At 71.5% G+C, this 26,155-nt stretch carries 19 protein-coding genes; 13 read left to right on the top strand and 6 right to left on the bottom strand.

Annotated elements, in window-relative coordinates; translation table 11 throughout:
• Positions 1–163: 163 nt before the first annotated feature.
• Positions 164–2,326, bottom strand: a complete 2,163-nt coding sequence (locus ACIBW6_RS10075) for a RecQ family ATP-dependent DNA helicase (RefSeq protein WP_399058661.1) — start codon at positions 2,324–2,326, stop codon at positions 164–166.
• Positions 2,327–2,459: 133 nt separating this feature from the next.
• On the opposite strand from ACIBW6_RS10075, the gene ACIBW6_RS10070 reads away from it, so the two are divergent.
• The 7 genes from ACIBW6_RS10070 (at position 2,460) to ACIBW6_RS10040 (ending at position 14,161) form a co-directional block, all read left to right on the top strand.
• Positions 2,460–4,118: a DUF4192 domain-containing protein gene (locus ACIBW6_RS10070; RefSeq protein ID WP_399058659.1), complete on the top strand. Its 1,659-nt coding sequence runs from the start codon at positions 2,460–2,462 to the stop codon at positions 4,116–4,118.
• Between the two features lie 797 nt (positions 4,119–4,915).
• Positions 4,916–6,880, top strand: a complete 1,965-nt coding sequence (locus ACIBW6_RS10065; RefSeq protein ID WP_399058657.1) for a glycogen debranching N-terminal domain-containing protein — start codon at positions 4,916–4,918, stop codon at positions 6,878–6,880.
• Positions 6,881–7,146: 266 nt separating this feature from the next.
• Positions 7,147–7,908, top strand: coding sequence for an NUDIX domain-containing protein (locus tag ACIBW6_RS10060; RefSeq protein WP_399058655.1), 762 nt, complete (start codon positions 7,147–7,149; stop codon positions 7,906–7,908).
• 319 nt (positions 7,909–8,227) lie between these two features.
• Positions 8,228–10,153: an ATP-binding cassette domain-containing protein gene (locus tag ACIBW6_RS10055; RefSeq protein WP_399058654.1), complete on the top strand. Its 1,926-nt coding sequence runs from the start codon at positions 8,228–8,230 to the stop codon at positions 10,151–10,153.
• Between the two features lie 163 nt (positions 10,154–10,316).
• Complete coding sequence (locus tag ACIBW6_RS10050) at positions 10,317–11,201, top strand: FadR/GntR family transcriptional regulator (RefSeq protein WP_399058653.1); 885 nt, start codon at positions 10,317–10,319, stop codon at positions 11,199–11,201.
• Positions 11,202–11,637: 436 nt separating this feature from the next.
• Complete coding sequence (locus tag ACIBW6_RS10045) at positions 11,638–13,173, top strand: RNA polymerase sigma factor (RefSeq protein WP_399058652.1); 1,536 nt, start codon at positions 11,638–11,640, stop codon at positions 13,171–13,173.
• Between the two features lie 157 nt (positions 13,174–13,330).
• Positions 13,331–14,161, top strand: a complete 831-nt coding sequence (locus ACIBW6_RS10040) for a serine protease (protein ID WP_399058650.1) — start codon at positions 13,331–13,333, stop codon at positions 14,159–14,161.
• 141 nt (positions 14,162–14,302) lie between these two features.
• On the opposite strand, the gene ACIBW6_RS10035 is transcribed toward ACIBW6_RS10040, so the two are convergent.
• Positions 14,303–14,533, bottom strand: a complete 231-nt coding sequence (locus ACIBW6_RS10035) for a hypothetical protein (RefSeq protein ID WP_207826496.1) — start codon at positions 14,531–14,533, stop codon at positions 14,303–14,305.
• A 442-nt stretch (positions 14,534–14,975) separates the two neighbouring features.
• On the opposite strand from ACIBW6_RS10035, the gene ACIBW6_RS10030 reads away from it, so the two are divergent.
• The 6 genes from ACIBW6_RS10030 (at position 14,976) to ACIBW6_RS10005 (ending at position 21,849) form a co-directional block, all read left to right on the top strand.
• On the top strand, positions 14,976–17,099 hold the full coding sequence (locus ACIBW6_RS10030) for a type IIA DNA topoisomerase subunit B (RefSeq protein ID WP_399058647.1): 2,124 nt from the start codon (positions 14,976–14,978) through the stop codon (positions 17,097–17,099).
• 138 nt (positions 17,100–17,237) lie between these two features.
• A complete protein-coding gene (locus ACIBW6_RS10025; protein WP_399058645.1) occupies positions 17,238–17,744 on the top strand; it encodes a DUF1453 domain-containing protein in 507 nt (168 codons plus the stop codon).
• Positions 17,741–18,898, top strand: a complete 1,158-nt coding sequence (locus ACIBW6_RS10020; protein ID WP_399058643.1) for a sensor histidine kinase — start codon at positions 17,741–17,743, stop codon at positions 18,896–18,898. Before ACIBW6_RS10025 ends, ACIBW6_RS10020 begins: the two co-directional genes overlap by 4 nt.
• A gap of 74 nt (positions 18,899–18,972) precedes the next feature.
• Entirely contained in the window at positions 18,973–19,632 is a 660-nt protein-coding gene (locus tag ACIBW6_RS10015) for a response regulator (protein WP_399058816.1), read from the top strand.
• A 100-nt stretch (positions 19,633–19,732) separates the two neighbouring features.
• Positions 19,733–20,260: a DUF485 domain-containing protein gene (locus ACIBW6_RS10010; protein WP_399058814.1), complete on the top strand. Its 528-nt coding sequence runs from the start codon at positions 19,733–19,735 to the stop codon at positions 20,258–20,260.
• Positions 20,257–21,849, top strand: coding sequence for a cation acetate symporter (locus ACIBW6_RS10005; RefSeq protein ID WP_399058641.1), 1,593 nt, complete (start codon positions 20,257–20,259; stop codon positions 21,847–21,849). The genes ACIBW6_RS10010 and ACIBW6_RS10005 overlap by 4 nt, the downstream gene beginning before the upstream one ends.
• Positions 21,850–21,889: 40 nt before the next feature.
• Here the strand turns inward: ACIBW6_RS10005 and ACIBW6_RS10000 are convergent, their stop codons facing one another.
• From ACIBW6_RS10000 to ACIBW6_RS09985, 4 genes are all read right to left on the bottom strand, one after another.
• A complete protein-coding gene (locus tag ACIBW6_RS10000) occupies positions 21,890–22,567 on the bottom strand; it encodes a response regulator (protein WP_399058639.1) in 678 nt (225 codons plus the stop codon).
• On the bottom strand, positions 22,564–24,210 hold the full coding sequence (locus ACIBW6_RS09995; RefSeq protein ID WP_399058637.1) for an ATP-binding protein: 1,647 nt from the start codon (positions 24,208–24,210) through the stop codon (positions 22,564–22,566). The genes ACIBW6_RS10000 and ACIBW6_RS09995 overlap by 4 nt, the downstream gene beginning before the upstream one ends.
• A gap of 184 nt (positions 24,211–24,394) precedes the next feature.
• Positions 24,395–25,441 (bottom strand): sucrase ferredoxin, encoded by a 1,047-nt coding sequence (locus ACIBW6_RS09990; RefSeq protein ID WP_399058635.1) that lies wholly within the window; start codon positions 25,439–25,441, stop codon positions 24,395–24,397.
• 284 nt (positions 25,442–25,725) lie between these two features.
• Entirely contained in the window at positions 25,726–25,962 is a 237-nt protein-coding gene (locus ACIBW6_RS09985) for a hypothetical protein (RefSeq protein WP_399058633.1), read from the bottom strand.
• Positions 25,963–26,155: the final 193 nt, after the last annotated feature.

Below are 26,155 nucleotides of genomic sequence, written 5' to 3'. Positions count from 1 at the left end.
GCACCGCGGCACAGCCCTACCGGACCACGGGGAGCCACGCGGGGAGCGCTTCCAATTCTTCCCGGCGCGCGAGCGCACGGCAACGAGCAATTGCGGTCGGGGCCCCGTATCTGGTGATCCGTCGTCTATATCCTGCCCACCGGAACGGTCTTCGACGCGTGCGTCAGCCCTGTACCGCCAGGACCAGCGGCAACACCCCCTCGGCGCCGGCCCGACGGAGCAGCCGAGCCGCCATCGCGAGGGTCCATCCGGTCTCCGTGTAGTCGTCCACGAGCAGGACGGGGCCACCCGCGCGCGAAAGGGACTCGCCCAGCTCGGAAGGCAACTTCAAGGTGCCCTCCAGCGCGCGCAGACGCTGGGCGCTGTTGCTCCGCGGAATGTGTGCGGTGTCGCTGCCCGGCGCGTACTCGATGCGCCCCAGGAGCGGCATGCGCCCCACCTGGGCGATGCCCGCTCCCAGCGATTCGATGAGCTGCGGACGCGTATGGGACGCCAGAGTGACGACGCCGACGGGCCGCGGCTGCGCGTCCGGGGCGCCGCTCGCCCAGCCGCCCGGACCCTTGGCCCAGTCGGCCAGGACCTCCACGACCGCCCGCGCCACGTCGTCCGGGACCGGGCCGTCCGGGGCCTGGGGGGTGAGCATGGGCCGCAGTCGGTTGCCCCAGCCGATGTCCGAGAGGCGGCCGAGCGCCCGGCCCGCGCCCATCTGCTCTCCGGCCGGGATACGGCCCTTGAGATCGATGCCGACAGCGGCGAGCCCGGTGGGCCACATCTTCCTCGGCTCCACCTCGACGCCGGGCCGTCCCAGCTCGCCTCGCGCCGAGTCCAGCGCGTCCTGCGGGACGGCCGCCTCGAAGCGCGCCCCCGCGCAGTTGTCGCAGCGCCCGCACGGGGCCGCCGCGTCGTCGTCCAGCTGACGGCGGAGGAACTCCATACGGCAGCCGGTCGTCGTCACGTAGTCCCGCATGGCCTGCTGCTCGGCCTCCCGCTGCTTGGCGACCCACGCGTAGCGCTCGGTGTCGTAACTCCAGGGGCGGCCGGTGGCGACCCAGCCGCCCTTCACCCGGTGCACGGCCCCGTCCACGTCCAGGACCTTCAGCATGGTCTCCAGACGCGAACGACGCAGCTCCACCAAAGGTTCGAGGGCCGGCAGCGAGAGCGGCCGGTCGGACTGCGCGAGCACGTCCAAAGTGCGCCGGACCTGCTCCTCCGGAGGGAAGGCGAGCGAGGCGAAGTACCTCCAGATCGCCTCGTCCTCCTTGCCCGGGAGCAGCAACACCTCCGCGTGCTCGACACCACGTCCCGCGCGCCCGACCTGCTGGTAGTAGGCGATCGGGGAGGAGGGGGAGCCGAGGTGCACGACGAACCCGAGGTCCGGTTTGTCGAAGCCCATGCCGAGTGCGGACGTGGCGACCAGGGCCTTCACCCGGTTCGCCAGCAGGTCCTCCTCGGCCTGTTGCCGATCCGCGTTCTCCGTCTTCCCGGTGTACGACGTCACGGTGTGGCCGCACTGGCGCAAGTAGGCCGTGACCTCTTCGGCGGCGGCGACCGTGAGGGTGTAGATGATCCCGGACCCGGGCAACTCGTCGAGGTGGCCGGCGAGCCAGGCCAAGCGGTGCGCGGCGTCCGGCAGTTGCAGCACTCCGAGGCTGAGGCTCTCGCGGTCGAGCGGTCCTCGCAGGACGAGGGCGTCCGAACCGCCGCCGGTGCCGAGCTGCTCGGCGACGTCCGCCGTCACCCGGGCATTGGCCGTCGCCGTCGTCGCGAGGACGGGAACGCCCTGGGGAAGCTCGGCGAGCATCGTGCGCAGCCGCCGGTAGTCGGGCCGGAAGTCGTGCCCCCAGTCGGAGATGCAGTGGGCCTCGTCGACGACGAGGAGGCCGGTGGCGGCGGCCAGCTGCGGCAGCACGTTGTCCCGGAAGTCCGGGTTGTTCAGTCGCTCGGGGCTGACCAGGAGCACGTCGACATCGCCGGCCGCGACCTCGGCCCGGACGGCGTCCCACTCCTCCACGTTCGACGAGTTGATGGTGCGGGCGCGGATCCCGGCGCGCGCAGCGGCCTCCACCTGGTTGCGCATCAGCGCGAGCAGCGGAGAGACGATCACGGTCGGGCCACTGCCGCGCTCCCGCAGCAGCGCCGTCGCCACGAAATACACCGCGGACTTGCCCCAGCCGGTGCGCTGCACGACGAGGGCACGTCTGTGCTCGGCGACCAGCGCCTCGATCGCGTGCCACTGGTCCTCACGCAGGCGGGCGGTCCCGCTCGGGTCGCCGACCAGCCGTGCGAGTACCGCATCGGCGGCCGTCCGCAGCTCTTCGTTGCTCATGCCCCTATGCAACCCGATGGGACTGACATCGCGCGAACGAGGACACGAGCCTGTGGACAACTCGTGTCGTGTCCCTGATCGAGGTTATCCACAGCCCAAAACGGATCTTGCGGATTCGCGGGATGGTCCTCCCATGACGAATCACAGCGAGCCCGCCGGCGTGACCGGCGAGGCGAAGATCACCCTGCGCACCGCCGGCGAACTGGCCGAGGCGTTGCCGTACTTGCTCGGGTTCCGCCCGGACGACAGCATCGTCCTCGTCGCCCTGCACCAGGGGCGGTTCGGCGGCCGGGTGCGGCTCGGCATCCCCGACCGCGCGGAGGACTGGCCGTCCGTGGCGCACCAGATGGCGCGCTGTCTGATCGGTGAGTGCGAGCGCAGGGACGGACGGCCCGACAGCGTCGTCGCCTTCCTCTGCCAGGACGCGGCGGCCCTCGGTACGGACCCCGGCCGGCACGTCGCGGACCGGCTGCGTCCGCTCGCCCAGCTCCTGCGCACGGCATGCGGCGGCCTGGACGTGCCGGTCACCGAAGCGCTGTGCCTCTCGGACGGAAGGTACTGGTCCTACTGCTGCCCGCGCCCGGAATGCTGCCCGCCGGAAGGCAACGTCATCGTGACCGGCGGCACCTCGGTCATGGCGGCCACGGCGGCCTACGCAGGAATCCACGTACGCGCGTCGGCGCAGGAGGTGCGGGGCCGGCTGGCCCCCTTGCAGACGGCGCTCGTCGCGGAACAGACGCGGGCGCTCGACGCGGCGGCCATGGATCTCGTGCCGAGGATCTTCGCGGGCGTCTCACGCGAAGAAGTGGAGGCGGAGACCTTGGACCTGGCGCGTCGTGTGATGCGTCGGTTCGCGGACGTGCCGGGTGCGGGTGACGTGCCGGGTGAAGGCAACGTATCGGGTGCGGGCGACGTGCCGGGTGAAGGCAACGTGCCGGGTGCGGACACCGCCCTCGACGCCGACCTCAAGGACGACGAACTCTTGGCGCACGACGAGGCGGCGACCCTGATCCTCGGCCTCCAGGACCGGGACACCCGCGACCGGGCGGCCGAGTGGATGGAGGGCCCGGAGGCATCCTGCGCCCTGCGTCTGTGGCGGGCGCTGGCGCGGCGCTGCGTCGGGCCCTACGCGGAGCACGCCGCCGCACCCCTGACCCTGGCGGGCTGGGTCGCCTGGTCCCTCGGCGACACCGTCGAGGCCGATCAGGCGCTGGAAATGGCCCTCACCGCAGACCCGCGCTATGTCTTCGCCCGCCTCCTCAACGCGGCACGGGCCGACGGGATCGACCCGGAACCGGTCCGCCGTTCGCTGCGGGGCAAGCGGGCGGGGCGTGAGGCGGAGTCGGTGGGGGAGGGGGCCGGTGTTGTGGGGGTTGGGGTGGCTGAAGGGGCCGGTGGCATCGGGGCTGGTCTGGCCGAGGGAGCCGGTGCCGTGGGGGCTGTCCTGCCCGACGGGATCAGTGGCTCGCACAGTATGCTGCCGGGGAAGACCGCTGGCGGTACGGAAACCGTGGTGCCGGGGAACGCCGATGACGCTGGGCAGCTGGACGCCGGGGGTGTGACCGAGGAGGACCCGGTTCCGGAGGAGGGCCGTACCTCCGTCCCGCGGCAGGGTGGTGCCGTGGATCCGGGGGTGTCCCGCGCGGCCCGCGGCTTGGAGGCCGCGCTGCGGCGGCGCGGAGAGTATCGGCACCGGGCGGGCACCCGGCCGTCCCGGGCGGGAACGCATGCGCCACGGCGACCGGCAGGGACGCGGCGGGTGGGGCGGCCCCGGACCAGGGACGACGGATGAGGTGGGCTGTGGTCGCCGGCGCTGTCGGTGTGGCCGTCGCCCTTGCGCCTTTCGTCGCAGCCGCAGCCGCAGCCGCAGCCGCAGCCGCAGTCATAGTCGTGGCGCTTGTCGTGATCGGTGAGCGAGGCCAGCGGCGGTTCGTTCCGCTGGGGCGTGACTTGAAGAGGGGCGGCCCCGTTCACCTGTATGCCGGTAGCGGCGGTCGGGCCTCGGTGGCGCGTCCACAGTCCCGGCAGACTGCCGGCGCCTCGCGCGACCGTGCGCGAAAGGAGACGCCTCATGCGGAGGCCGCAGAGAAGGTTGACCGTGGATCGTGGCGGTGGTCATCCGCGCGTCGGCCCACAGCGGAGGTCTGGCGGGCCGCTTGGCGCACGACGGCGGGGCTGCGGGCCAGTAGACATGCGATGGCGGGCCTGCGGGCCGGTCGGTGTGCGGGTACGGGGTTATGGGTCCATGGTCATGTGGGGGCGCCATCGCGAGCCGACGTGCCAGCAGGTGCTCGGTCCGCGCGCACACGCTCAGGACGTTTTCGCGGAGCCGGCATCGCGCGGCCCGGCGCCAGTGACGCCTGCGGACGTACACGTCCCCATCACCCGCATCCCCTCCGTCACCGCCTTCGAAGGGCGGCGGACATGACCGCGAACGCCTCATGGCTGCCCCCGATGGCGCCGCCCGACGCCGGCACGGCTCCGGTGCGGGACGCTGCCCCACCCGAGCCTCGACCTCCCTGCCCACCGCGGACATCCCGCCCCTCACTCGGCGCCGGCCCTCAACCCACTGCGACGGCGTCGGCCGCGATGCCCCGACGCTCGGCCGACCTGCCACCCCTGCACCGCTCTCTGATCTGCCTGGCTCTGCCGGGGATGGTGATCTCCTCCGAGGACGGGCAGCTGACGGCGCAGGGACTCGAAGGTTTCTACCGCGCGGGCCGGCGGCTCCTGTCGCGGTGCCGGGTCCTGGTCGCCGGCCGCGAGCCGCTCTCCGTGCAGGCCCGCATGGTCGGGGCCGACCGCGCGCGTTTCGTGGGGACGGTGCGGGCGGCCCCGGACGCGGGACCGGATCCGGACGTCGTCGTGGAGCGCGTCCGCCACGCCGACGGTACGGAACGCATCACCTTGCGCAGTTCCGCACCGCGTCCCCTGCGGTTGCCGCTCGAAGTGTCGCTCGGTACCGACCTCGCCGAACTCGGGGCGGTGGCCGCCGGGAAGGCGGGTCGCGAACTGCCCGCGACAGTCCATGACGCAGGCATGCGGTGGTCGTCCCCCGCCGGCCACGTGACGGTCACGTCCACGCCTGCACCTACGGACGCACTCGCCTCCGCCAACCTGCTGCGCTGGGAGTTCGACCTGCCGCCCGGCGGAGTACGCACTGTCGAGTTGAAGGTCCGCGCGGACGGCCCGGGATTCGGGAGAGCCGCAGGACACAGTGCGGTTCGCCCCTTCGCCGTCGCGCAGGCCCACGGGGACGACCCGCGTGTAGGCATGCTGCTGCGGACTTGTATCGACGACCTGCAGGCGCTCATCGTGCGGGACCCCGTGCACTCGACGGACGTCTGCCTCGCGGCGGGTGCCCCCTGGCGCTGCGGCCCGGCGCCGGCCGAGGCCCTGGCGGCAGCAAGGATGGCGTTGCCGCTGGGGACCAGACTGGCAGGCGGCACGTTGCGTGCGCTCGCTCGCACGCAACTGCTGGCAGCTGGAGCCGAGTTCGGGCGCCTTCCGGGCCCGCTGCGGCACATGGGCCCGGGGCTGCCTCCGAGCTGCACCGGCATTGAGGCCACGCTGCTGTTCCCCGTACTGCTGGCCGAAGCGAGACGGTGGGGACTCGCGGAGCAGGAAGTGGCAGAGCTGCTTCCCGCAGCCGAGCGGTGTCTGCATTGGCTGCGTGCCGCGGTCCGTGAAGGACGCCCGTACGTGCCGGACCCCACTGCGGGTGGACCCGTGCGCAGTGAGACCCAGGCCCATGCCCATCGGGCGGCCGTGCTCGGCGCCGATCTCCTCGACGTGTACGGCAGAGCCGGGGGCGATGAGCTGCGGGAGTGGGCGGGGCGGCTGCGGTCGCGGTTCCGCGAGGACTTCTGGATCGATGACAGGAGCGGGGGCAGACCGGCGGCGGCGTGCGCCGCAGACGGGCGCCCGTTCCCGCAGCTGGGCAGCGGGTCCGCCCATCTGTTGGACACCGGGCTTCTCGGGGCGGGCTCCTACGCCCCGGGGTTGCTGAGCAAGGTGCAGACCGAGCAGCTCGCGCGGCTGTACGGCGGACCGGCTCTGGATTCGGGGTGGGGGCTACGGACCTTGGGAGTGAAGGAGGCGTCGTTCAATCCGTTCGGTCATCGCGCGGGAGCGGTGCGGGTTCAGGAGACCGTGGTCGCGGTCGCCGGCTTGGCCGCCGCCGGGTACGAGAAGGAGGCGGTATCGCTGCTCGGCGGAGTCCTGGCCGCCGCGAAGGCCTTCGAGTACCGCCTTCCTGAGATGTATGCGGGGGAGCAGCGTGTCGAGGGTGGGGCGCCGTTGGCGCACCCGGCCGCCTGTAGGCCGGCGGCGGTGAGCGCAGCGGCCGGTGTGCACCTGTTGGTCTCCTGCGTCGGTGTCCGGCCCGACACGCCCGCCGGGACGGTGACGCTCTCCCCGATGCGCAGCGCACCGTTGGGCGAGATCGGACTGGCCGGGCTGCGCGTCGCCGGACACGCCTTCTCCGTGCGGGTCAGCAGACTCGGACTCGCCATGGTCGAGGAGGCCGCGGACGCGCTGCAGTTGGGCAGATGACTGCCTAAGCGTCGTAGGGAAGAGCCGCGCCGACACGGCTGCGCGGACACAGACACGGGAGTCGTACCTACCGGGCTGAGCGACGTACCGGCGGAGCCACGCCGAAGGCTGTGCGGGCCACGGAACAGGTCCGTCCTTCTCGGTGCGTGGGATGCACAGCAGAGCCGCCCCGAAAAGGTGCAGGAAGGCGCCGACGGCGGCGAGAACTGGAGGAAGCAACGAGCGAAGGGAGTGTTTATCGTCAGGCAGACGACTATGATCGTTCCATGTCGCCCTACGACCCGTCGGCCTTCCCGCCCTTCGCTGTCACCGTCGACCTGGTCGTGCTCACGGTGCGTCGTCACGCGTTGTGTGCCTTGGCGGTGCGCCGCGGTGAACCGCCCTTTCAGGGACGATGGGCGTTGCCCGGTGGATTCGTACGGGACGACGAGGACCTCACGGGGGCGGCCGCGCGTGAGCTGGCCGAGGAGACCGGGCTGTGCGCTCACGATCCCGCCGCGCCCGCGCAGGACAACGGCGCGCACCTGGAGCAGCTCGGGACCTACGGGGATCCGAAGCGTGACCCACGGATGCGTGTCGTGAGCGTCGCCCACCTCGCTCTCGCACCCGATCTGCCGGCCCCACGCGCCGGGGGCGACGCCCACAGTGCTCGCTGGGCCCCGGTCGAGGATCTGCTCCAGCAGGGCGGCTACGGGCGCGAGGACGAGCTGGCCGCCCCGCTCGCCTTCGACCATGCGCAGATCCTGGCGGACGGTGTGGAACGGGCCCGGTCGAAGATCGAGTACTCGTCGCTCGCCACGGCGTTCTGCCCGCCGGAGTTCACGGTCGGTGAGCTGCGCCGCGTGTACGAGGCGGTCTGGGGCGTCGCCCTCGACCCGCGCAACTTCCACCGGAAGGTGACCGGGACGCCGGGCTTCCTGGTGCCCACCGGAGGTACCACCACGCGCCAGGGCGGTCGGCCCGCGCAGCTCTTCCGGGCGGGCGGCGCCACGTTGCTCAACCCGCCGATGCTCCGCCCGGAAGTCTGACGCCGACGCCGACGCCGACGCCGACGCCGACGCGGTGAGGGCGATGGGGGTAGAGCCGCCGCGCGTGCAGGTCACGTACGGGGGAGGCCCCTCCGGCAGATGTCAGAGGCCGCTCGGCGCCGACCCGTGTGACGTGGCTCCGCGGTGGGCGGTTCCGTGAGGGGTGGGCCGCGCATCTCGTCGACAGCCGCGCCCGTCCCCTGCCCGAAAAGCCACATATATCGCGTTATCTTGCAGGAGTACCCACAGGGCTCGCCTGCCGCCCGAGCGGTGGGCGGGGCCCTGCCGCCGGGCGGTCGCCCATCCTGTGAGAGAAGCGATGATCCAGGCCATCGGACTCACCAGCAACGTCCGCAAGGGGTCTCCGCCCGCGGCCGACGACGTGTCGTTCGACGCGCCCGCCGGTCAGGTCACGGCCCTGCTCGGCGCGCCGGGGGCCGGCAAGACGACCGTGGTGCGACTCATGCTCGAACTCCAACACGGCCGGGGGATCGCCTACTTCCGCGGCCGTCCTCTGCATCGCCTCACCCACCCGGTACGGGAAGTCGGCGTTCTGCTGGGTGATGTGCCCGGCCATCCGGGCCGATCGGTCCGTGGCCATCTGCGGATGCTGTGCGCGGCGGCGGGAGTGCCTGGTGGACGCGCCGACGAAGTCCTCGAAGCCGTAGGGCTGGTGAGCCTGCGTGACGAGCGGTTGGGGACCCTGTCCCGTGGCATGGACCGACGGCTCGGCCTGGCGTGCGCGCTGCTCGCGGACCCGCACACACTGGTGCTCGACGGCCCGACGGACGGACTGGTGGCCCGGGAGAGCCGATGGATGCACGGCATTCTGCGTGCCCACGCGAACCTCGGCGGCACGGTCCTGTTCACCACGGGTGACGCCAAGGAGGCGGCCTGGGCCGCGGACCGCGTCGTCACGCTCGTCGCGGGCAGAACGGTCGCCGACCAGGCCGCTGCCGACTTCGCCCGGACACGGCTGCGGCCCCGGGTCGCGGTCCGCAGCCCGCACGCCTCCCGCCTCGGTGTCCTGCTGGCCAGAGAGGCGCGCAACGCCCGGCGCACCGTAGAGGTGGTCCCCGAGGGGGGCAATAGCCTCTCCGTGTACGGCAGTACCTGCGCGGACGTGGGCGAGACGGCGTTCCGGCACAACATCCTCGTGCACCAACTCGCCGACGAGATCGGGGACGCGGGACCGGTGGGGGCGCGACCTGTCCCGCGGAACGGCACGGCTGCTGCCGCCCCACCTCGCCTGGCACCAGGCCTTCAAGCCTCCGGCGCTGCCCCCACGCCTACCCCCATCGCTGCCCCCACCCCAACCCCCACACCAAGCACCTTCGTCCCTCTCGTCGACACGACAGCCCGCCCGACAACCGTCGGGAACGGCGCGCCCAGCCGTCCACCGGCGGCCACCCGGGTAACCGGACCGCACGCGGCCGCCGTCTCCCCGCTGCCGCCGCCGATCAGGGTCCGCCCCGCACGCGGCCCGCTGCGCCCCGTGCGCTACGAACTCCAGCGGGCGACCGGCATCGCCACCGGACACCTCACCGCCGCACTGGTCCTCGCCGTCTCCGCGCTCCTCTCCGTGCTGCTCGCCCGCACCGGACACACCCCGCAGCCCCGCCTGCTCGCCGCCTGGCCCCGAGAACTGCCCCTGCCCCCGGCCGCCCTCGGCGCGGGGCTTCTCGGAGCCTTCGCCTTCGGTGACGAGTTCCGCCACCCCGCGCTCGCCACCGACCGCGGCACGGTCCCGCGCCGGCTGGGGCTGCTCGCCGCCAAACTGCTCGTCAGCGCCGCGACCGCCGTCCTCCTGGCCCTGCTCGTCGTCGGCTGCGACGTGGCGCTGCTGTCTCTCGTATACGGATCGGAGATCGCGGAAGTTCCCGCCGACTGGCCCGTGCAGAGCGCGAGTTGGGTCACGCTCGTCGTGGCGTGCGCGTGGGCCGGAGTCCTCGCCTCCGGAGTGTTCCGCTCCACCGCCGCGGGGCTCGCCGCCGTGGTCGCCGTGCCCGTCGTCATCGTGCCGCTCGTACAGAAGGCCTTGGTGGGCCCCTCTGTACGAACGGCCGCCGGTCTGCCGACCAGACTGCGTGATGTCGCCCTGGTGCACTGGCCGTTCGGCGCGGAGCGGTTCTTCGCCGCCGGAGTGCGGATGATCGCTCAACCCGTAGGCGGTGCCATGACGTTGTCGATCACCGCGCTGCTCTGCGCATATCTGCTCATGGTGCTGCGCCCCAGGGTGAGATGACCCTTATCAGGGACCTTCACGACCGTCGCTGCACACAACTTCCTCTGTAACGCCCGCTTGCTTCCGATAAGGCGTCAAGTGCGGTGAGGGGGGAGATCACCCTTTCGTGTGCTTTTCACCAAAGACCTCAAGGGAGTTGGAGACAGAGCCGACAACACATTCCGTGAGTACCCTTGCGCACACCATGATGACCGCCGCCCGCTCCGCCGACTCCGGCCTCGCCGGACCGGGTGAACTCGATCGCTACCCCTACGCGGGGTCGCCCGCCGACCGTGTCGGCGCTCCCGTCTGGGACGGCCCGGACCAGGACCTCGGCCGGGTGGGCCGACGCCCCGCGGGCAGCCGGGGCCGCGGTCTGCATGGCCAACTCGTCCAGCAGCTCGGACAGATGATCGTCTCGGGCGACCTGGGCGCGGACCGGCCGCTGGTGCCCGAGGAGATCGGCCAGCGCTTCGAGGTGTCCCGGACCGTCGTCCGTGAGTCTCTCCGTGTCCTGGAGGCCAAGGGCCTGGTCAGCGCCCGGCCGAACGTCGGCACGCGCGTGCGCCCGGTCAGCGACTGGAACCTGTTGGACCCCGACATCATCGAGTGGCGTGCCTTCGGGCCGCAGCGCGACGACCAGCGTCGGGAGCTGAGCGAGATGCGCTGGACGATCGAGCCGCTCGCCGCGCGCCTGGCGGCCGGGCACGGCCGTGACGATGTGCAGCAGCGTCTTGTCGACATGGTCGAGATCATGGGGCACGCGCTCGGGCAGGGGGACTCGATCACGTTCTCCCGCGCCGACGCGGAGTTCCACTCGCTGCTGATCCAGCTCGCCGGCAACCGCATGCTGGAGCACCTCTCCGGCATCGTCTCCGCCGCCCTCCAGGTCTCCGGGGGCCCCGTGACCGGCTGCGACCGGCCGAACGAGTCGGCGGTCGCGCACCATGCCCGCATCGCCGACGCCCTCGCCGCCGGGGACGGCTCCGGGGCCGAGGCGGCCATGCGGCAGCTGCTCGTGGTCCACCCCGAGGTGGAGCGCGTGGTGCCTGCCCCGCGCGAGCACTGACGGCTCCGCAGCGAAGCGGAGCGGGGGAGTACGAATCTGGTGTCGCCGGACGGCGCCCTTCCATGTGCGCGGCGCATGTGTGGAAGGGCGCCGTCCGGCGACTCGGCCATGTGGGTGTGTTGCCCAGAATGTGCCGGTCGGGTGTAGTCCGGCGCGTCAGAGCGTTCCGTGATGACCCGCTCCGCCCGTATCCGTCAGTTTTTGACCGAATACGGGGTGTGACTCGGGCCACGCAGATTGGGCGTAACGCTCCACGGGGCAATGCGATGACCTAAGAGGTGACAGCCGAGGAGGGAATACAGCAGCCGTGCGTGGCGCTGTCCTTCTCCCCGGCCTCCGCCCGCGCCGTCGGCCCATCCCCAAGTCGTCGGTCGTCGGCTCCGGTCCTCACAGGACGGGGCCGGAAGCCGTTTTCCAACGTTCCGAGAGGTTGTTCGTGTCGGCCAGCACATCCCGTACGCTCCCGCCGGAGATCGCCGAGTCCGTCTCTGTCATGGCGCTCATTGAGCGGGGAAAGGCTGATGGCCAGATCGCCGGCGATGACGTACGCCGTGCGTTCGAGGCCGACCAGATTCCGGCCACTCAGTGGAAGAACGTTCTGCGCAGCCTCAACCAGATCCTCGAGGAAGAGGGTGTGACGCTGATGGTCAGTGCCGCTGAACCCAAGCGTCCTCGTAAGAGCGTCGCGGCCAAGAGTCCGGTCAAGCGCACCGCCACCAAGACTGTTGCGGCCAAGACGGTCACCGCCAAGAAGGTCGCTGCCCCGACCGCTCCCGAACCCGCGGTCGCCGAGACCGGCGCCGAGGAGACCGAGCCGGTCAAGAAGGCCGCCGCCAAGAAGACGGTCGCCAAGAAGGCCACCGCCAAGAAGACCGTCGCCAAGAAGGCCACCGCCAAGAAGGCGGGCGGCAAGAAGGACGACGAGGTCACCGAGGAAGAGGCGACCGAGGAGACCCCGGCGGCCGGCAAGGAGGGCGAGCCCGCCGAGGAGAGCCAGGGCGGCTTCGTCCTGTCCGACGACGACGAGGACGACGCGCCCGCCCAGCAGGTCGCGGCCGCCGGCGCCACCGCCGACCCCGTCAAGGACTACCTCAAGCAGATCGGCAAGGTCCCGCTGCTCAACGCCGAGCAGGAGGTCGAGCTCGCCAAGCGCATCGAGGCCGGTCTGTTCGCCGAGGACAAACTGGCCAACGCCGACAAGCTCGCTCCCAAGCTCAAGCGCGAGCTGGAGATCATCGCCGAGGACGGGCGCCGCGCCAAGAACCACCTCCTGGAGGCCAACCTCCGTCTGGTGGTCTCCCTGGCCAAGCGCTACACGGGCCGCGGCATGCTCTTCCTGGACCTCATCCAGGAGGGCAACCTCGGTCTGATCCGCGCGGTCGAGAAGTTCGACTACACCAAGGGCTACAAGTTCTCCACGTACGCCACCTGGTGGATCCGTCAGGCGATCACCCGCGCCATGGCCGACCAGGCCCGCACCATCCGTATCCCGGTGCACATGGTCGAGGTCATCAACAAGCTCGCGCGCGTGCAGCGCCAGATGCTCCAGGACCTGGGCCGCGAGCCCACCCCGGAGGAGCTGGCCAAGGAACTCGACATGACCCCGGAGAAGGTCATCGAGGTCCAGAAGTACGGCCGTGAGCCCATCTCCCTGCACACGCCGCTGGGCGAGGACGGCGACAGCGAGTTCGGTGACCTCATCGAGGACTCCGAGGCCGTCGTCCCGGCCGACGCGGTCAGCTTCACGCTCCTCCAGGAACAGCTGCACTCGGTGCTCGACACGCTCTCCGAGCGTGAGGCGGGCGTCGTCTCCATGCGGTTCGGTCTCACCGACGGCCAGCCGAAGACCCTCGACGAGATCGGCAAGGTGTACGGCGTGACGCGCGAGCGTATCCGCCAGATCGAGTCCAAGACGATGTCGAAGCTGCGCCACCCGTCGCGCTCGCAGGTCCTGCGCGACTACCTCGACTAGTCGACACCGCCGCTCTGCGCGGAAGGCCCGGCATGCCCCCTCGGCGGGGCGTGCCGGGCCTTCCGCGCAGAGCGCGGGGCGCGGCACCTCGCGGTGCGTCGCGCGTGCTCCTGAATCACCCTGGGTGTTCCATGGCCACCTAGAGTGAGGAGTTCGTATGCGTCGTCCATTCGCGCGAGCGCTGACCGTGCCGCTGGCCGCGCTGGTCGCGGCGGCCGTACTGCCCTTGGCCTCGCCGGTCCCCGCGAGCGCCGACGAGGGCGTCATCGGCGGTAGCGCGGTCAAGACGTCGGACCACCCCTGGGTGGTGGCCCTGGGCAGCCGTGACCGGTTCGGAGGTACGCGCTCCGGCCAGTTCTGCGGGGGCGTGGTCATCGCCCGGTCGACGGTCGTCACTGCGGCCCACTGCATGAGCCAGGAGGTGCTCGGCGTACCGCGCGCCCGGGTGAGCGACCTCAAGGTGATCGCCGGCCGGACCGACCTCCGGACGACGGAAGGGGCCGAGATCCCGCTCCGGGACGAGTGGATCAACCCGGCCTACGACGCCCGCACGAACTCGGGGGACGTGGCGGTCCTGACGCTGGCCACCCCGCTGCCCGCGGGGGACGTGATCCCGATGGCGGAGGAGGGCGACCCGGCGTACCAGGCGGGGACCAGGGCGGCCGTCTACGGGTGGGGCGACACGTCCGGGACCGGTCAGTACCCCGACACGCTGCGCTCCGCGCCGGTGCACGTCCTGGCGGACGCCGTCTGCGAGGAGGCGTACCCCGGCAACGATGACGGGACGTTCGTGCCCAAGACCATGCTCTGTGCCGGAGAGCCGGCCGGGGGCAAGGACGCCTGCCAGGGGGACAGTGGCGGCCCGCTGGTCGCCGAGGGGCGGCTGGTCGGCCTGGTCTCCTGGGGGAGCGGCTGCGGGCGTCCACGGAGCCCTGGCGTGTACACCCGGGTCTCCGACGTGGTGAAGGTGATCCAGCAGCACGGCTGACCGGGCCGGCAGAGCGGCTGACCGGGCCGGCGGAGCATCGGGCCGCCGAAAGAACGAGGACGGGCGGTCACCCCTTGGTGGAGGGGTGACCGCCCGTTCGCCGGCCTGATGCCGGTGCTGGCTCGTCGTGGGTGCGAGGCGTCAGCGTTCCTCGGTCTCAGCACTTGCCGGAACGGCGGTGAGCCGCTCCGTCTCGTCCTGTATCTCAGCGGCGATCTTCTTGAGTTCCGGCTCGAACTTGCGACCGTGGTGGGCGCAGAAGAGCAGTTCACCACCGCTGATCAGAACGACGCGCAGATATGCCTGGGCGCCGCAACGGTCACAGCGGTCAGCCGCCGTCAGCGGGCTCGCGGGGGTCAGAACAGTAGTCACGTCGCCTCTTCTCTAGCTCGACGAGCTGTCGTACCAGGGTCAACATCCAACCAGGCCGAAAACGTTCCCGCTCGCGGCTTTTCCTCGAAATCTTTCTTCGAGACCGGCTGTCTGCTGCCGGGTGGCGGCGAATGTGCCGTATTGCGTCTCTTACGTGTCTTACGGGTTCGCGCGATCCATCAGGTCGGTCGTCCCCGGCTGGCTTGCCGGTTGTTCATGAGGACGTGCCCGGAGCCTAAATGGTTCATGCCTGGAAGGGAACGTGATGTGGGCTTCACTCCATTGAGGGATCGAACATGTATGCGACCTTGGACTAGTCTGAGGAGAGGGTGAGGGTGGCGGTACAACGGCTCTACCAGGCCTCGGTACCCTCTGACGGGCGACCGAAGCCGGCCCCTTACCCACATGGGCCCCCATTGAAATTCAGCGAGGAGCGAACCGCGTGACCGCCGACACGTCCGTGCCGTCCACAGCGTTGCTGACCGGAGCAGACCGGGACGGCTCCAACTACACCGCGCGGCACCTTCTCGTCCTCGAGGGGCTCGAAGCCGTACGCAAGCGTCCCGGCATGTACATCGGCTCGACCGACAGTCGTGGCCTGATGCACTGCCTCTGGGAGATCATCGACAACTCGGTCGACGAGGCCCTCGGCGGCTTCTGCGACCACATCGAGGTCATCCTGCACGACGACGGCTCCGTGGAGGTCCGGGACAACGGCCGCGGCATCCCCGTGGACGTGGAGCCCAAGACCGGCCTCTCCGGGGTCGAGGTCGTCATGACCAAGCTCCACGCGGGCGGAAAGTTCGGCGGCGGCGCGTACGCGGCCTCCGGCGGCCTGCACGGCGTGGGCGCCTCCGTGGTGAACGCGCTGTCCGCGCGCCTCGACGTGGAGGTGGACCTCCACGGGCATACGCACGCCATCAGCTTCCGGCGCGGTGTCCCCGGCGCCTTCTCCAAGCCCGGCCCGGACGCGCCCTTCGACTCCTCCGCCCGGCTGAGCAAGGTCAAGAAGGTCCCGAAGAGCCGCGTCGGCACCCGGGTGCGCTACTGGGCGGACCGGCAGATCTTCCTCAAGGACGCCAAGCTCTCGCTGGACCACCTGCATCAGCGCGCCCGCCAGACCGCCTTCCTGGTCCCCGGCCTCACCATCGTCGTGCGGGACGAGTTCGGTCTCGGCGAGGGCGGCAGCAAGGGCGAGGAGAGCTTCCGCTTCGACGGTGGCATCAGCGAGTTCTGCGAGTACCTCGCCCAGGACAAGCCGGTCTGCGACGTCCTGCGCTTCTCCGGCCAGGGCTCCTTCAAGGAGACCGTCCCCGTCCTGGACGACGACGGCCAGATGACGCCGACCGAGGTCACCCGTGAACTCGGCGTCGACATCGCGATGCGCTGGGGCACCGGCTACGACACGACCATCAAGTCGTTCGTCAACATCATCGCCACCCCTAAGGGCGGCACCCACGTGAGCGGGTTCGAGCGCTCGCTCACGAAGACGATGAACGAGGTGCTGCGCACCCAGAAGCTGCTGCGCGTCGCCGAGGACGACGTCGTCAAGGACGACGCCCTGGAGGGCCTCACCGCGGTCGTGACGGTGCGCCTCGCGGAGCCGCAGTTCGAAGGCCAGACGAAGGAGGTCCTGGGCACCTCCGCGGCCAACCGGATCGTCGCCAACGTCCTGGCCAAGGAGCTCAAGGGGTTCCTGACCTCCACCAAGCGGGACGCCAAGGCGCAGGCCCGCGCCGTCATGGAGAAGGCCGTCGCCGCCGCCCGCACCCGGATCGCGGCCCGTCAGCACAAGGACGCGCAGCGGCGCAAGACGGCCCTGGAGTCGTCGTCGCTGCCCGCGAAGCTGGCGGACTGCCGCAGCGACGACGTGGAGCGCAGCGAGCTCTTCATCGTCGAGGGCGACTCCGCGCTCGGCACCGCCAAGCTCGCCCGGAACTCCGAGTTCCAGGCGCTCCTGCCGATCCGCGGCAAGATCCTCAACGTCCAGAAGTCGTCCGTGTCGGACATGCTGAAGAACGTCGAGTGCGGCGCGATCATCCAGGTCATAGGAGCCGGGTCCGGCCGGACCTTCGACCTGGACGCGGCGCGCTACGGGAAGATCATCCTGCTCGTCGACGCCGATGTCGACGGCGCGCACATCCGCTGCCTGCTGCTGACGCTGTTCCAGCGGTACATGCGACCCATGGTCGAGGCCGGCCGCGTCTTCGCCGCCGTGCCGCCCCTGCACCGCATCGAACTGGTCCAGCCGAAGAAGGGCCAGGACAAGTACGTGTACACGTACTCGGACCGTGAGTTGCGGGAGACGCTGCTGGAGTTCCAGCGCAAGGGCGTGCGGTACAAGGACTCGATCCAGCGGTACAAGGGCCTGGGCGAGATGGACGCCGATCAGCTGGCCGAGACCACGATGGACCCGCGCCACCGCACCCTGCGCCGGATCAACATCGGCGAGCTGGACGCGGCCGAGCAGGTCTTCGATCTGCTGATGGGCAACGACGTGGCACCGCGCAAGGAGTTCATCAGCAGCTCCGCGGCCACGCTCGACCGCTCCCGCATCGACGCGTGACCCTGTGCGGCTCCACCCCCGGGTGGAGCCGCATGATCCACCTCGGATCCACCCCCGCGCCGATCCCCCGGCCGGCCGATCTCCGTACCGTCGAAGGCGTAGAAACATTCCGCCATCGACCGCTCCACGGAGGCCGTCATGTCCGGGTTCACCGAGATCCTCGTGATCGTCGCAGTGGCGGCGCTGGTCCTCGTCCGCCAGTTCAGGACCGAGCGCCTGTCGCTGGACCGCAAGTGGTGGCTGCTTCCCGGCCTCCTCGGGTTCTTCGCCCTGCGGGACGGCTCCCTCACGGACCCGCACCACCTGACGGGCTCCGTCGCCCTGCTCGCCGTCGAGCTGCTGGTCAGCCTCGGTATCGGCATCGGCTGGGCGTTCACCACGCACGTCTGGTCCGATGAGGACGGCGACGTGTGGACCAAAGGCACCATGGCCACGGCGGGCACCTGGCTCGGCGGCATAGCCGTGCGCGCCGCGATCGTCGGCGTCGGCCTGGCTCTCGGCATCCACCTCGGCACGTCCGCCCTCATGCTGGGGTTCGCCCTCTCGCTCCTGGTCCGCTCAGGTCTGCTGATATGGCGAGCCGGTGGACTGCGGTCGGCGTACGCCCGTCCTCTCACGCAGCCCGCCTGGGAGGGCCGCAGGTGAGGGCGAGCCTGTGGACGACGTGGCCCTCGCGGGAGGCGCTCTCCCGTGAGGGGCTGACCCGTGCCCGCCGGATGCTGGCCGGGACGGTGCGTGTGGTGGCGACGGCGATCCTGCTGTGGACCGCGATCACCCAGCGGGGCGTCGCCGACTGGGCCCTCGTCGCGGCACCGGTGGGCCTGCTCGCCTGCGCCGCCGCGGCCTGGGGTTTCTACCGCACCACGCTGGAGCACCGGCTGTGGCCTTCGCTCGGACTGCTCGCGGTGCTCGTACTGATCGCCTTCGGCGCCCGGCAGATCGGCTTCCTCGGCCCCGCCATCGTGCTCTGGTGCGGCTGCGCCGTCTCCGCGCTGGAGCGCATGCCCCTCGCCGCGGCGCTGCCCGCCACGGCGGCCTCCCTCGCCGGCTTCGCGCTCAGCAACGACGACGCCTGGCTGACCACCGCCGTCATCGCGGCCGGACTCTGCCTTTCGGGGTACGTGCTGCGCCTCGACGCCGAGGCCCGGGGCAATGCCCACCGGCTGCTCGTCCAGGAGCGGGCCGCTCGCGCCGCGGAGGCCGAGTCGGCGGCGCTCGCGGAGCGGTCCCGGATCGCCCGGGAGATCCACGACGTCCTCGCGCACAGCCTCTCCGCACAGCTCGTGCACCTGGAGGCGGCCCGGTTGCTGATCGAGCGCGGCGCCGGTCGGGACCAGATCCTGGACCGGGTCGTCGCGGCCCGGGGCATGGCCCGGGACGGCCTCGCCGAGACCCGGCAGGCGCTGTCCGCGCTGCGTGGCGAGATGACCCCGCTTGAGGACTTCCTGCGCGAGCTCGTCGCGTCCGGCGACGGCGCCTCCCTGTCCGTCGACGGCGACCCCGGACCGATGTCCGCGGAGGCCTCGCAGGCGGTGCGCCGGGTCGCGCAGGAGGCCCTGACGAACGTACGCAAGCACGCTCCAGGGGCAAGGACCACGATGCGGCTGGAGTACGCCCCGAGCGGAGTCACCCTGGAGGTACGGGACTCGGGAGCGGCTTGTCCACAGGCCGAGCTGGCCGGCAGCGGTTCCGGCTACGGTCTGCTGGGGATGAGAGAGCGCGCCGAGCTGCTGGGCGGCACGCTGGACGCCGGGCCGGACGAGGAGGGGTTTGTGGTCACGTTGAAGGTTCCCCGGTGAGCGCCGCAGAGGCGGGGGCAGGCGGGACGACCGGGACGAGTGGGGCGGCCGGGGCCGGACGGCCGCCGGCGCGCGTGGTGGTCGTCGACGACCAGACCGTCGTACGCGAAGGCATCGTGATGCTCCTGGGTCTGCTGCCCGGGATCGAGGTCGTCGGTTCCGGGGGAGACGGCGAGCAGGCGCTCACGCTCGTGGCCGAACTGGATCCGGACGTCGTCCTGATGGACCTGCGCATGCCGCGCTGCGACGGTGTGGAGGCGACGCGCCGGATCCGCGCCGCGTACCCGCGCACCCAGGTCGTGATCCTGACCACGTACGCCGACGACGCGTCGTTGTTCCCCGCGCTCACCGCGGGGGCGCGGGGCTATCTGACGAAGGACGCCGGCGGGGAGGAGATCGTCCGGGCCGTGACGGACGTGCTGTCCGGTGACGCGGGACTCTCACCACGGATCCAGCGGCGGCTCCTGGAGAGACTCTCGGCGCCCGAGGCCGCGGCGCCCGCGGCCCAGGAGCCACCGGACGGCCTCACGGCCCGGGAGGCCGAGGTGCTCGTACTCATCGCCGACGGACTGAGCAACCAGGAGATCGCCCGCAGACTCCAGGTCTCCACGGCGACGGTGAAGACCCACATCAACAACCTGTTCGCGAAGACGGGCCTCAAGGACCGGGCCCAAGCGGTCCGTTACGCGTACCGGCACGGGCTCGCGCGGCCACCGGGGGCGTCCATCACCTAATGGGGTGAAGGACTTGAGAGGAGAGTCCGGGATCTTCCGGGTCTGTCCATCCTTGGGCACGCGGTCACATTGGGCCGCGGACAAGGAGAGTTCGGTGGAGATGCACGACGGGCGCGAAACGGCGCGGCCCCGGGCGGGTGATCGCGGCAGCACGGGCGATCCCTGGTACGACGCGCCGGCCCCGGGATGGGGAGAGTGGGACGGCACGGACGCTCCGGTGTCCGCCGTGCCCGCCCAGCCCGCGCCCCGGGAGCGGAGCGCGGCGGTGGTCTACCTGGAGGTGCAGCGCAGCGCTGCTTTCCAGGAAGTGCGCGGACGCTACCGGAGGTTCGTCGTCCCCGCGGTCGCGATCTTCTTCGCCTGGTACGTCGCCTACGTCGTGGCCGCCACGAGCGCGCCCGGGCTGATGGCCCGGCCGGTCGCGGGTTCGGTGAACGTGGCGATGGTCGCGGGACTCGGCCAGTTCGCCAGTACCTTCCTGCTGACCTGGCTGTATGCCCGCCACGCCCGGCTCCGCCGGGACCGTCTCGCGCTCGAACTGCGCTGGGATACGCAGGAGATGACCCGCGGTTTCGACGACGCGGCCCGCTTGAACGGTTCCGCGAGGAGCGGGGGCGGACCGCGATGACGGTGTCGCACCAGACCCTGGCACTGCTCCTGTTCAGCGCGTTCGTGGCGGTCACCCTCGCCATCACCACCTGGGTGGGACGCAAGCGGCACGGCTCGGCCGAGGAGTTCTACGCGGGCGGGCGGCTCTTCTCGCCGTTGGAGAACGGATTCGCCATCGCGGGGGACTACATGTCGGCCGCCTCGTTCCTCGGCATCTCCGGGCTGATCGCCCTCTTCGGGTATGACGGACTGCTCTACTCGGTGGGCTTCCTCGTCGCGTGGCTCGTCGTGCTCTTCCTCGTCGCCGAACTGGTGCGCAACTGCGGCCGCTTCACGATGGCGGACGTCGTGGCCTCCCGGATGCGGGAGCGGCCGGTGCGCATCGCGGCGGGAACTTCCTCGGTCACCGTGTCCGTTCTCTACCTGGTGGCGCAGATGGTGGGGGCGGGCAGCCTGGTCGCGCTGTTGCTCGGCGGAGAGAGCGGCGCCGCGCAGGCCTGGACCGTCGTCGGCGTGGGCGCGCTCATGGTGATCTATGTGTCGATGGGAGGGATGCGGGCCACGACGTGGATCCAGATCGTCAAGGCCGTCCTCCTGATGGGTGGGACGATCACCCTGACCGTGCTGGTCCTGGCCCGGTTCCACGGCGACGTGAACGAGTTGCTGCACACGGCCGCGGTCCGCAGCGGCCACGGTTCCGACTTCCTCGTCCCCGGCCTGAAGTACGGCGGAAGCCTGACCGCGCGCTTCGACTTCATCAGCCTGGGCCTGGCGCTCGTCCTGGGCACGGCGGGCCTGCCGCACATCCTGTCGCGCTTCTACACCGTGCCGACGGCCCGGGCCGCCCGCCGCTCCGTCGTCTGGTCGATCGGGCTCATCGGCAGCTTCTACCTGATGACGATCGTGCTCGGGTTCGGTGCCGCCGCGCTCGTGGGCCCCGACGCGGTACGGAACTCGAACGCCGCGGGGAACACGGCGGTTCCGCTGCTCGCACTCCACCTGGGCGGCGGCGCCGCGTCGACCGGTGGCACGGTGCTGTTCGCGATCGTCGCCGCGGTCGCCTTCGCCACCATCCTCGCCGTCGTCGCCGGGATCACGCTCGCCTCCTCGGCGTCGGTCGCCCACGACCTGTACGCCTCGCTGCGCAGGCCGGGCGGGAAGCAGCACAGCGAGGTCGCGGTGGCCCGGATCGCCGCGGCCGGCATCGGCGTGCTCGCGATCGGGCTCGGGCTGCTGGCCCGCGATCTCAACGTCGCGTTCCTGGTCGGCCTCGCCTTCGCCGTCGCCGCGTCCGCCAACCTGCCCGTGCTGCTGTACTCGCTGTTCTGGCGGAACTTCACCACGCGCGGGGCCGTGTGGTCCGTGTACGGCGGCCTGGTCCCCGCGCTCGTCCTGGTCGTGCTGTCGCCGGTCGTCTCGGGGAGCCCGACGTCGCTGTTCCCCGGGGTGGACTTCCAGTTCTTCCCCTTGGAGAACCCGGGGCTCGTCTCCATCCCGCTCGGCTTCCTGGCCGGCTGGCTGGGCACCATGACCTCCGACGAGCCCGCGGACGAGGCGAAGCACGCGGAGACGGAGGTGCGGGCGCTGACCGGGGCCGGAGCCGCCTGAGCGCAGCCGGCCGGCCCCGGGACGCCTGCGCCCACCCGGCTCAGCGGCCGGGGCCCCACTCGTACCGGTGCTCCGGCCGTCCCGTGTCGCCGTACCGCAGGCTCAGCCGCACCCGTCCCGTGCGCTCCAGCAGCTTCAGATAGCGCTGGGCGGTCTGGCGGCTGAGCCCGGTGCGGTCGGCCACCTCCTGGGCGGAGAGCGGCGCGTCGGCGTGCATCATGGCCCGGCGCACGAGTTCGGCGGTGGTGGGCGAATGCCCCTTGGGCAGCTCGGGCGCGGGCGTCGCCGACAGGGCGCCGAAGATCCGGTCGACCTCGGCCTGCTCGGCCTCGCCCCCGCCGTCGAGCGTGCGGCGCAGGGCCGCGTAGGCCTCCAGCTTGCCGCGCAGACCCGCGAACGAGAACGGTTTGACCAGGTACTGCAAGGCTCCCTGCCGCATCGCGGCCCGCACGGTGGCCACGTCGCGCGCCGCGGTCACCATGATCACGTCGAGTTGCAGACCGCGTTCGCGTACCGTGCGGGCCACGTCGAGTCCCGTCTTGTCCGGCAGGTAGTGGTCGAGCAGGACCAGGTCGATGCGGAGGGTGTCGATGCGGGCCAGGGCCTCGGCGGCGCTGTGAGCCGTGGCGGCCACCCGGAACCCGGGCACCTTCGCCACATAAGCGGCGTTCACGTCGGCGACGCGCGTGTCGTCGTCCACGACCAGGACCTCGATCACCGGACCTCCTCGGCCGCGGTCGGGACGGATTCGGCGACGGCGTCCGGGAGGACGACGACGAACTCGGCACCGCCGGAGGGCGCGGTCGTCACCTCGGCGCTGCCACCCTGCCGCTCGGCGAGCCTGCGCACCAGGGCAAGGCCGATGCCGCGCCTGCCGTGGGCCGGCGGTTCCTTCGTGGACCAGCCCTCTACGAAGACGCTCTCCCGCTGCTCGGTGGGAACCCCGGGCCCGGAGTCGCGGACTCGCAGGACCGCAGTGGGGCCCTGTGCGCGCAGGACCACCTCCACGCGCGCGTGGCGCCCCGAACCGGCGGCGGCGGCGTCCAGCGCGTTGTCCACAAGGTTGCCGACGATCGTGACGAGGCCGCGCGGGTCGACGAGCCGGTCCGGCAGCGCGGTGTCCGGCGAGATGCCCAGCGCGACGCCGCGTTCCGCAGCGACCGTAGCCTTGCCCACCAGCAGGGCCGCGAGCAGCGGATCCTGGATCTTCTCGGTGATCTGCTCCGCGGTGACCCGGTGCGCGCCCGCCACCTCGCCCACGAACTCCGCGGCCTCCTCGTACATCTCCAGCTCCAGTAGCCCCAGCAACGTATGCATGCGATTGGCGTGCTCGTGGTCCTGTGCGCGCAGGGCGTCGATGAGGCCCCGCGTGGAGTCGAGCTCGCGGCCCAGCTGCTCCAGCTCCGTGCGGTCGCGCAGGGTCGCGACGGCGCCCCCGTCGTCGGTGGGCATCCGGTTGGCCACCAGGACGCGCTGGCCGCGGACGGTCAGCAGATCGGTGCCGGTGACATGCCCAGCGAGCACGTCCGTCGTGCGGCCCGCACCGAGCGCGTCGTCGAGCGGCAGCCCGATCGCCTCGGCGCCGACGCCGAGGAGGCGTTGCGCTTCGTCGTTCAGCAGCCGGATCCGGCCGGTGCGGTCCAGCGCGACGACGCCTTCCCGGATGCCGTGCAGCATCGCCTCCCGCTCGGCCAGCAGCGCGGAGATGTCCGAGAACGCCAGGTCACGGGTCTGCCGCTGAACTCGCCGGGCGATCAGATACGCGGCGAGCGCCCCCACCGCCAGGGCTCCGCCCGCGTAGGCGAACAGGCCCGGGATCGCGTGGATCAGGCGCGCGCGGACGCTGTCGTACTCGATGCCGACCGACACCGCGCCCACGAGAGCCCCGTCCGCGGCCCTCAGGGGCACCTTGCCGCGCGCGGAGCGGCCGAGGGTACCGTCGTCGATCTCCATCACCTCGCGGCCCGCCAGCGCGTCGCTGGGGTCCGTCGAGACGACTCGGCCGATCCGCCCGCGGTCGGGGTGCGACCAGCGGACCCCCCGCTTGTCCATGATCACGACGTACTCGGCGCCGCTGGCCCGCCTGATCCGCTCCGCGGCGGCTTGGACCGGCCCGTCCGCGGCCGGCCGCGAGGAGCGCAGGTCCTCGGCGATCCGCGGCTGCGCCGCCGTGGTCTGCGCGATGGCCAGCGCGCGCCGCATGGCCTGGTCGTCCAGCTGGTCGCCGAGAGGCGCCAGGAACAGCCCGGTCGCCAGGACCGCCACCCCCGCCGCGATCGCCACCTGCATGAGCAGTACCTGCGCGAACATGCGCCGCGGCAGAGCGAGGCGCAGACGGCGGGCAGGGGAGGACGGGCTCATGGAGACGAACGGTACGGGCCCTCCCACCGCCGACCGAAGCCCTTGTGGCACGGATCTCGTACGTCCGGCCCCGGGCGAACTCAGTCGAGCCCGGAGGGGGCACCGATCTCGTACGCCCGCCCCCGGGCGGGCTCAGTCGAGCCCGGAGGGGCACAGATCTCGTACGTCCGATTTCCGGGCGGGCTCAGTCGAGCCCGGAGGCAACCTCCCGCACCGCCACGACATCCATGCGAGCCGGCGACCCGAGGGCGGCTCCGCAGCTCTCCGCGCGGGGCGGGAGGGACGTCCCCTGGACGAGCGCCACCCGCCAGCGCCGGCCGTCGCGGTGCGCGACGGTCACGTCCCACTCCGGTACCTCCGGGCCCTCGTTCTCTACGACGGCAGGAGGAGACGTGACACCAGACGTGGATGTGACCGCGTGCCTACGTAGGGCGGCGTCCGTGCGTACGTCGCTGTCCGTCCCCGTCGCGAGATGCCTACGTACGACAGCGTCCGTTCGTACGACATACAGGGCACCCGCGTCGTATTCATGGGCTGCGCGGCGCACGGCCAGTTCCGCGGCCTGGCCCGGTCGGTCCCAGGCGGAGTTGCCGCGGCACCCCTCCAGTACGACGCGGTCGGCGCGCACCGCTTCCAGGATCTCCTTCACGGCCGCCGCTGTGGCGCGTCCGTAGGCGTATCCGTGCGGCAGCACCAGGAGGGTGGGGGAGAAGCGGTGGCCGCCCAGGTGGGTGACCTCCCAGACGCCTTCCTCGGTGGAGAGCGCGAGTTCGGCGGCCAGCGGCCGTCCGAGCAGGGCACAGCAGCGGTCGCGTTTCCCATTGGTGCAGACGAGCGCGAGGGGAGCGCCCTCGTGGGGTGCGCCGAAGCCACCGTGGTCGCCGGCGCCCAAGGCGGCGAAGTCGAGCCGCACCAGCTCTTCGGGGGCCTCGACGGTGGCGCTCCGGAGCCAGGTGTTCCCGGGGAGCGTGTGGGCGAGGTGGATCCGGCGCCGCGCGGGGGTGTGGCCGTCGGCGTGCCGGCCGGGGCGGCGCATGAGGGCGACGCGTACGCCGGTGCCCTCGGCGGCGCTCTCCAGGGCCCGCCCCACGCCGGGGTCGAGATGGCTGGAGGTCAGGGCCTTGGCTCCCCAGGGGCCCGGCTGTTCGATCAGCAGCCAGGTCCGGGCAGTGGCCGCGGTCCCCGCGAGGGGTTCGTCGAGATCCAGCGACGAGGCTGCACACGTACTCACGAAGGCGAGCCTAACCCGCACGGAGGATCTCTCCAGGCGGGAGGCTTGGTGACCTGTCGGGCGCCGGGCGTGAGGCGCCGGACGGAGGGCCGGGTACCGGTGTCGGACGGCAGTGTCATGCGTCAGTGTCGGACAGCGGCGCGGACGGGGAACGAACAGCGATGGCGATGCGAACAGCGATATCGAACAAACGGCAGACCGGTCGGCGGTGTGGACAGTACGGCGAACGGCCATGCGGACAGCGGCGCGGACGCCGGATCCGGGCGCCTTGGCGGACGCCGCTGTCAGGCGTCCGGAATGTCGCTCTTGGCGCGCAGCAGCGTCTCTCGGTTCACGATGACGATGCGCTCGTAGTCGGCGACCCCCGCGTCCGCCGGCAGCTCCTCGCGGAGCTCGGCGGTGGCCTCGGTGCCGATCACCGCGAAGTTCCCGTCGCTGAGTTCGAATACATCGGGGCAGGTGGTGCCGGAGGCACTTCCGCGGGCGCTCGGGGGCACCCCGATGCGGCGTACGATCTTCAAGGCGAACCGGTCCTTCTGGAGAGCGATGTGACTGCGTCACAGTAATGCGCCCACTGGGGCTGCAGAGTACCGAAACCCTTGTCTCCAGGGGGAGTTGGCCAAGAATTTCACCGGTATGGGCGTCCTCCGTACGAGTGTGTGCCGGGCTTTCCGGTCCCACGGGTGTGGCGGGCTTTCCGAGCCCACGGGTGTG

The organism is Streptomyces sp. NPDC049813 (assembly GCF_044465085.1).
Taxonomy (GTDB): Bacteria; Actinomycetota; Actinomycetes; order Streptomycetales; family Streptomycetaceae; genus Streptomyces.
Note: the sequence above shows the minus strand (reverse complement) of the source record. Positions and strands in the feature narration are given on the sequence as shown.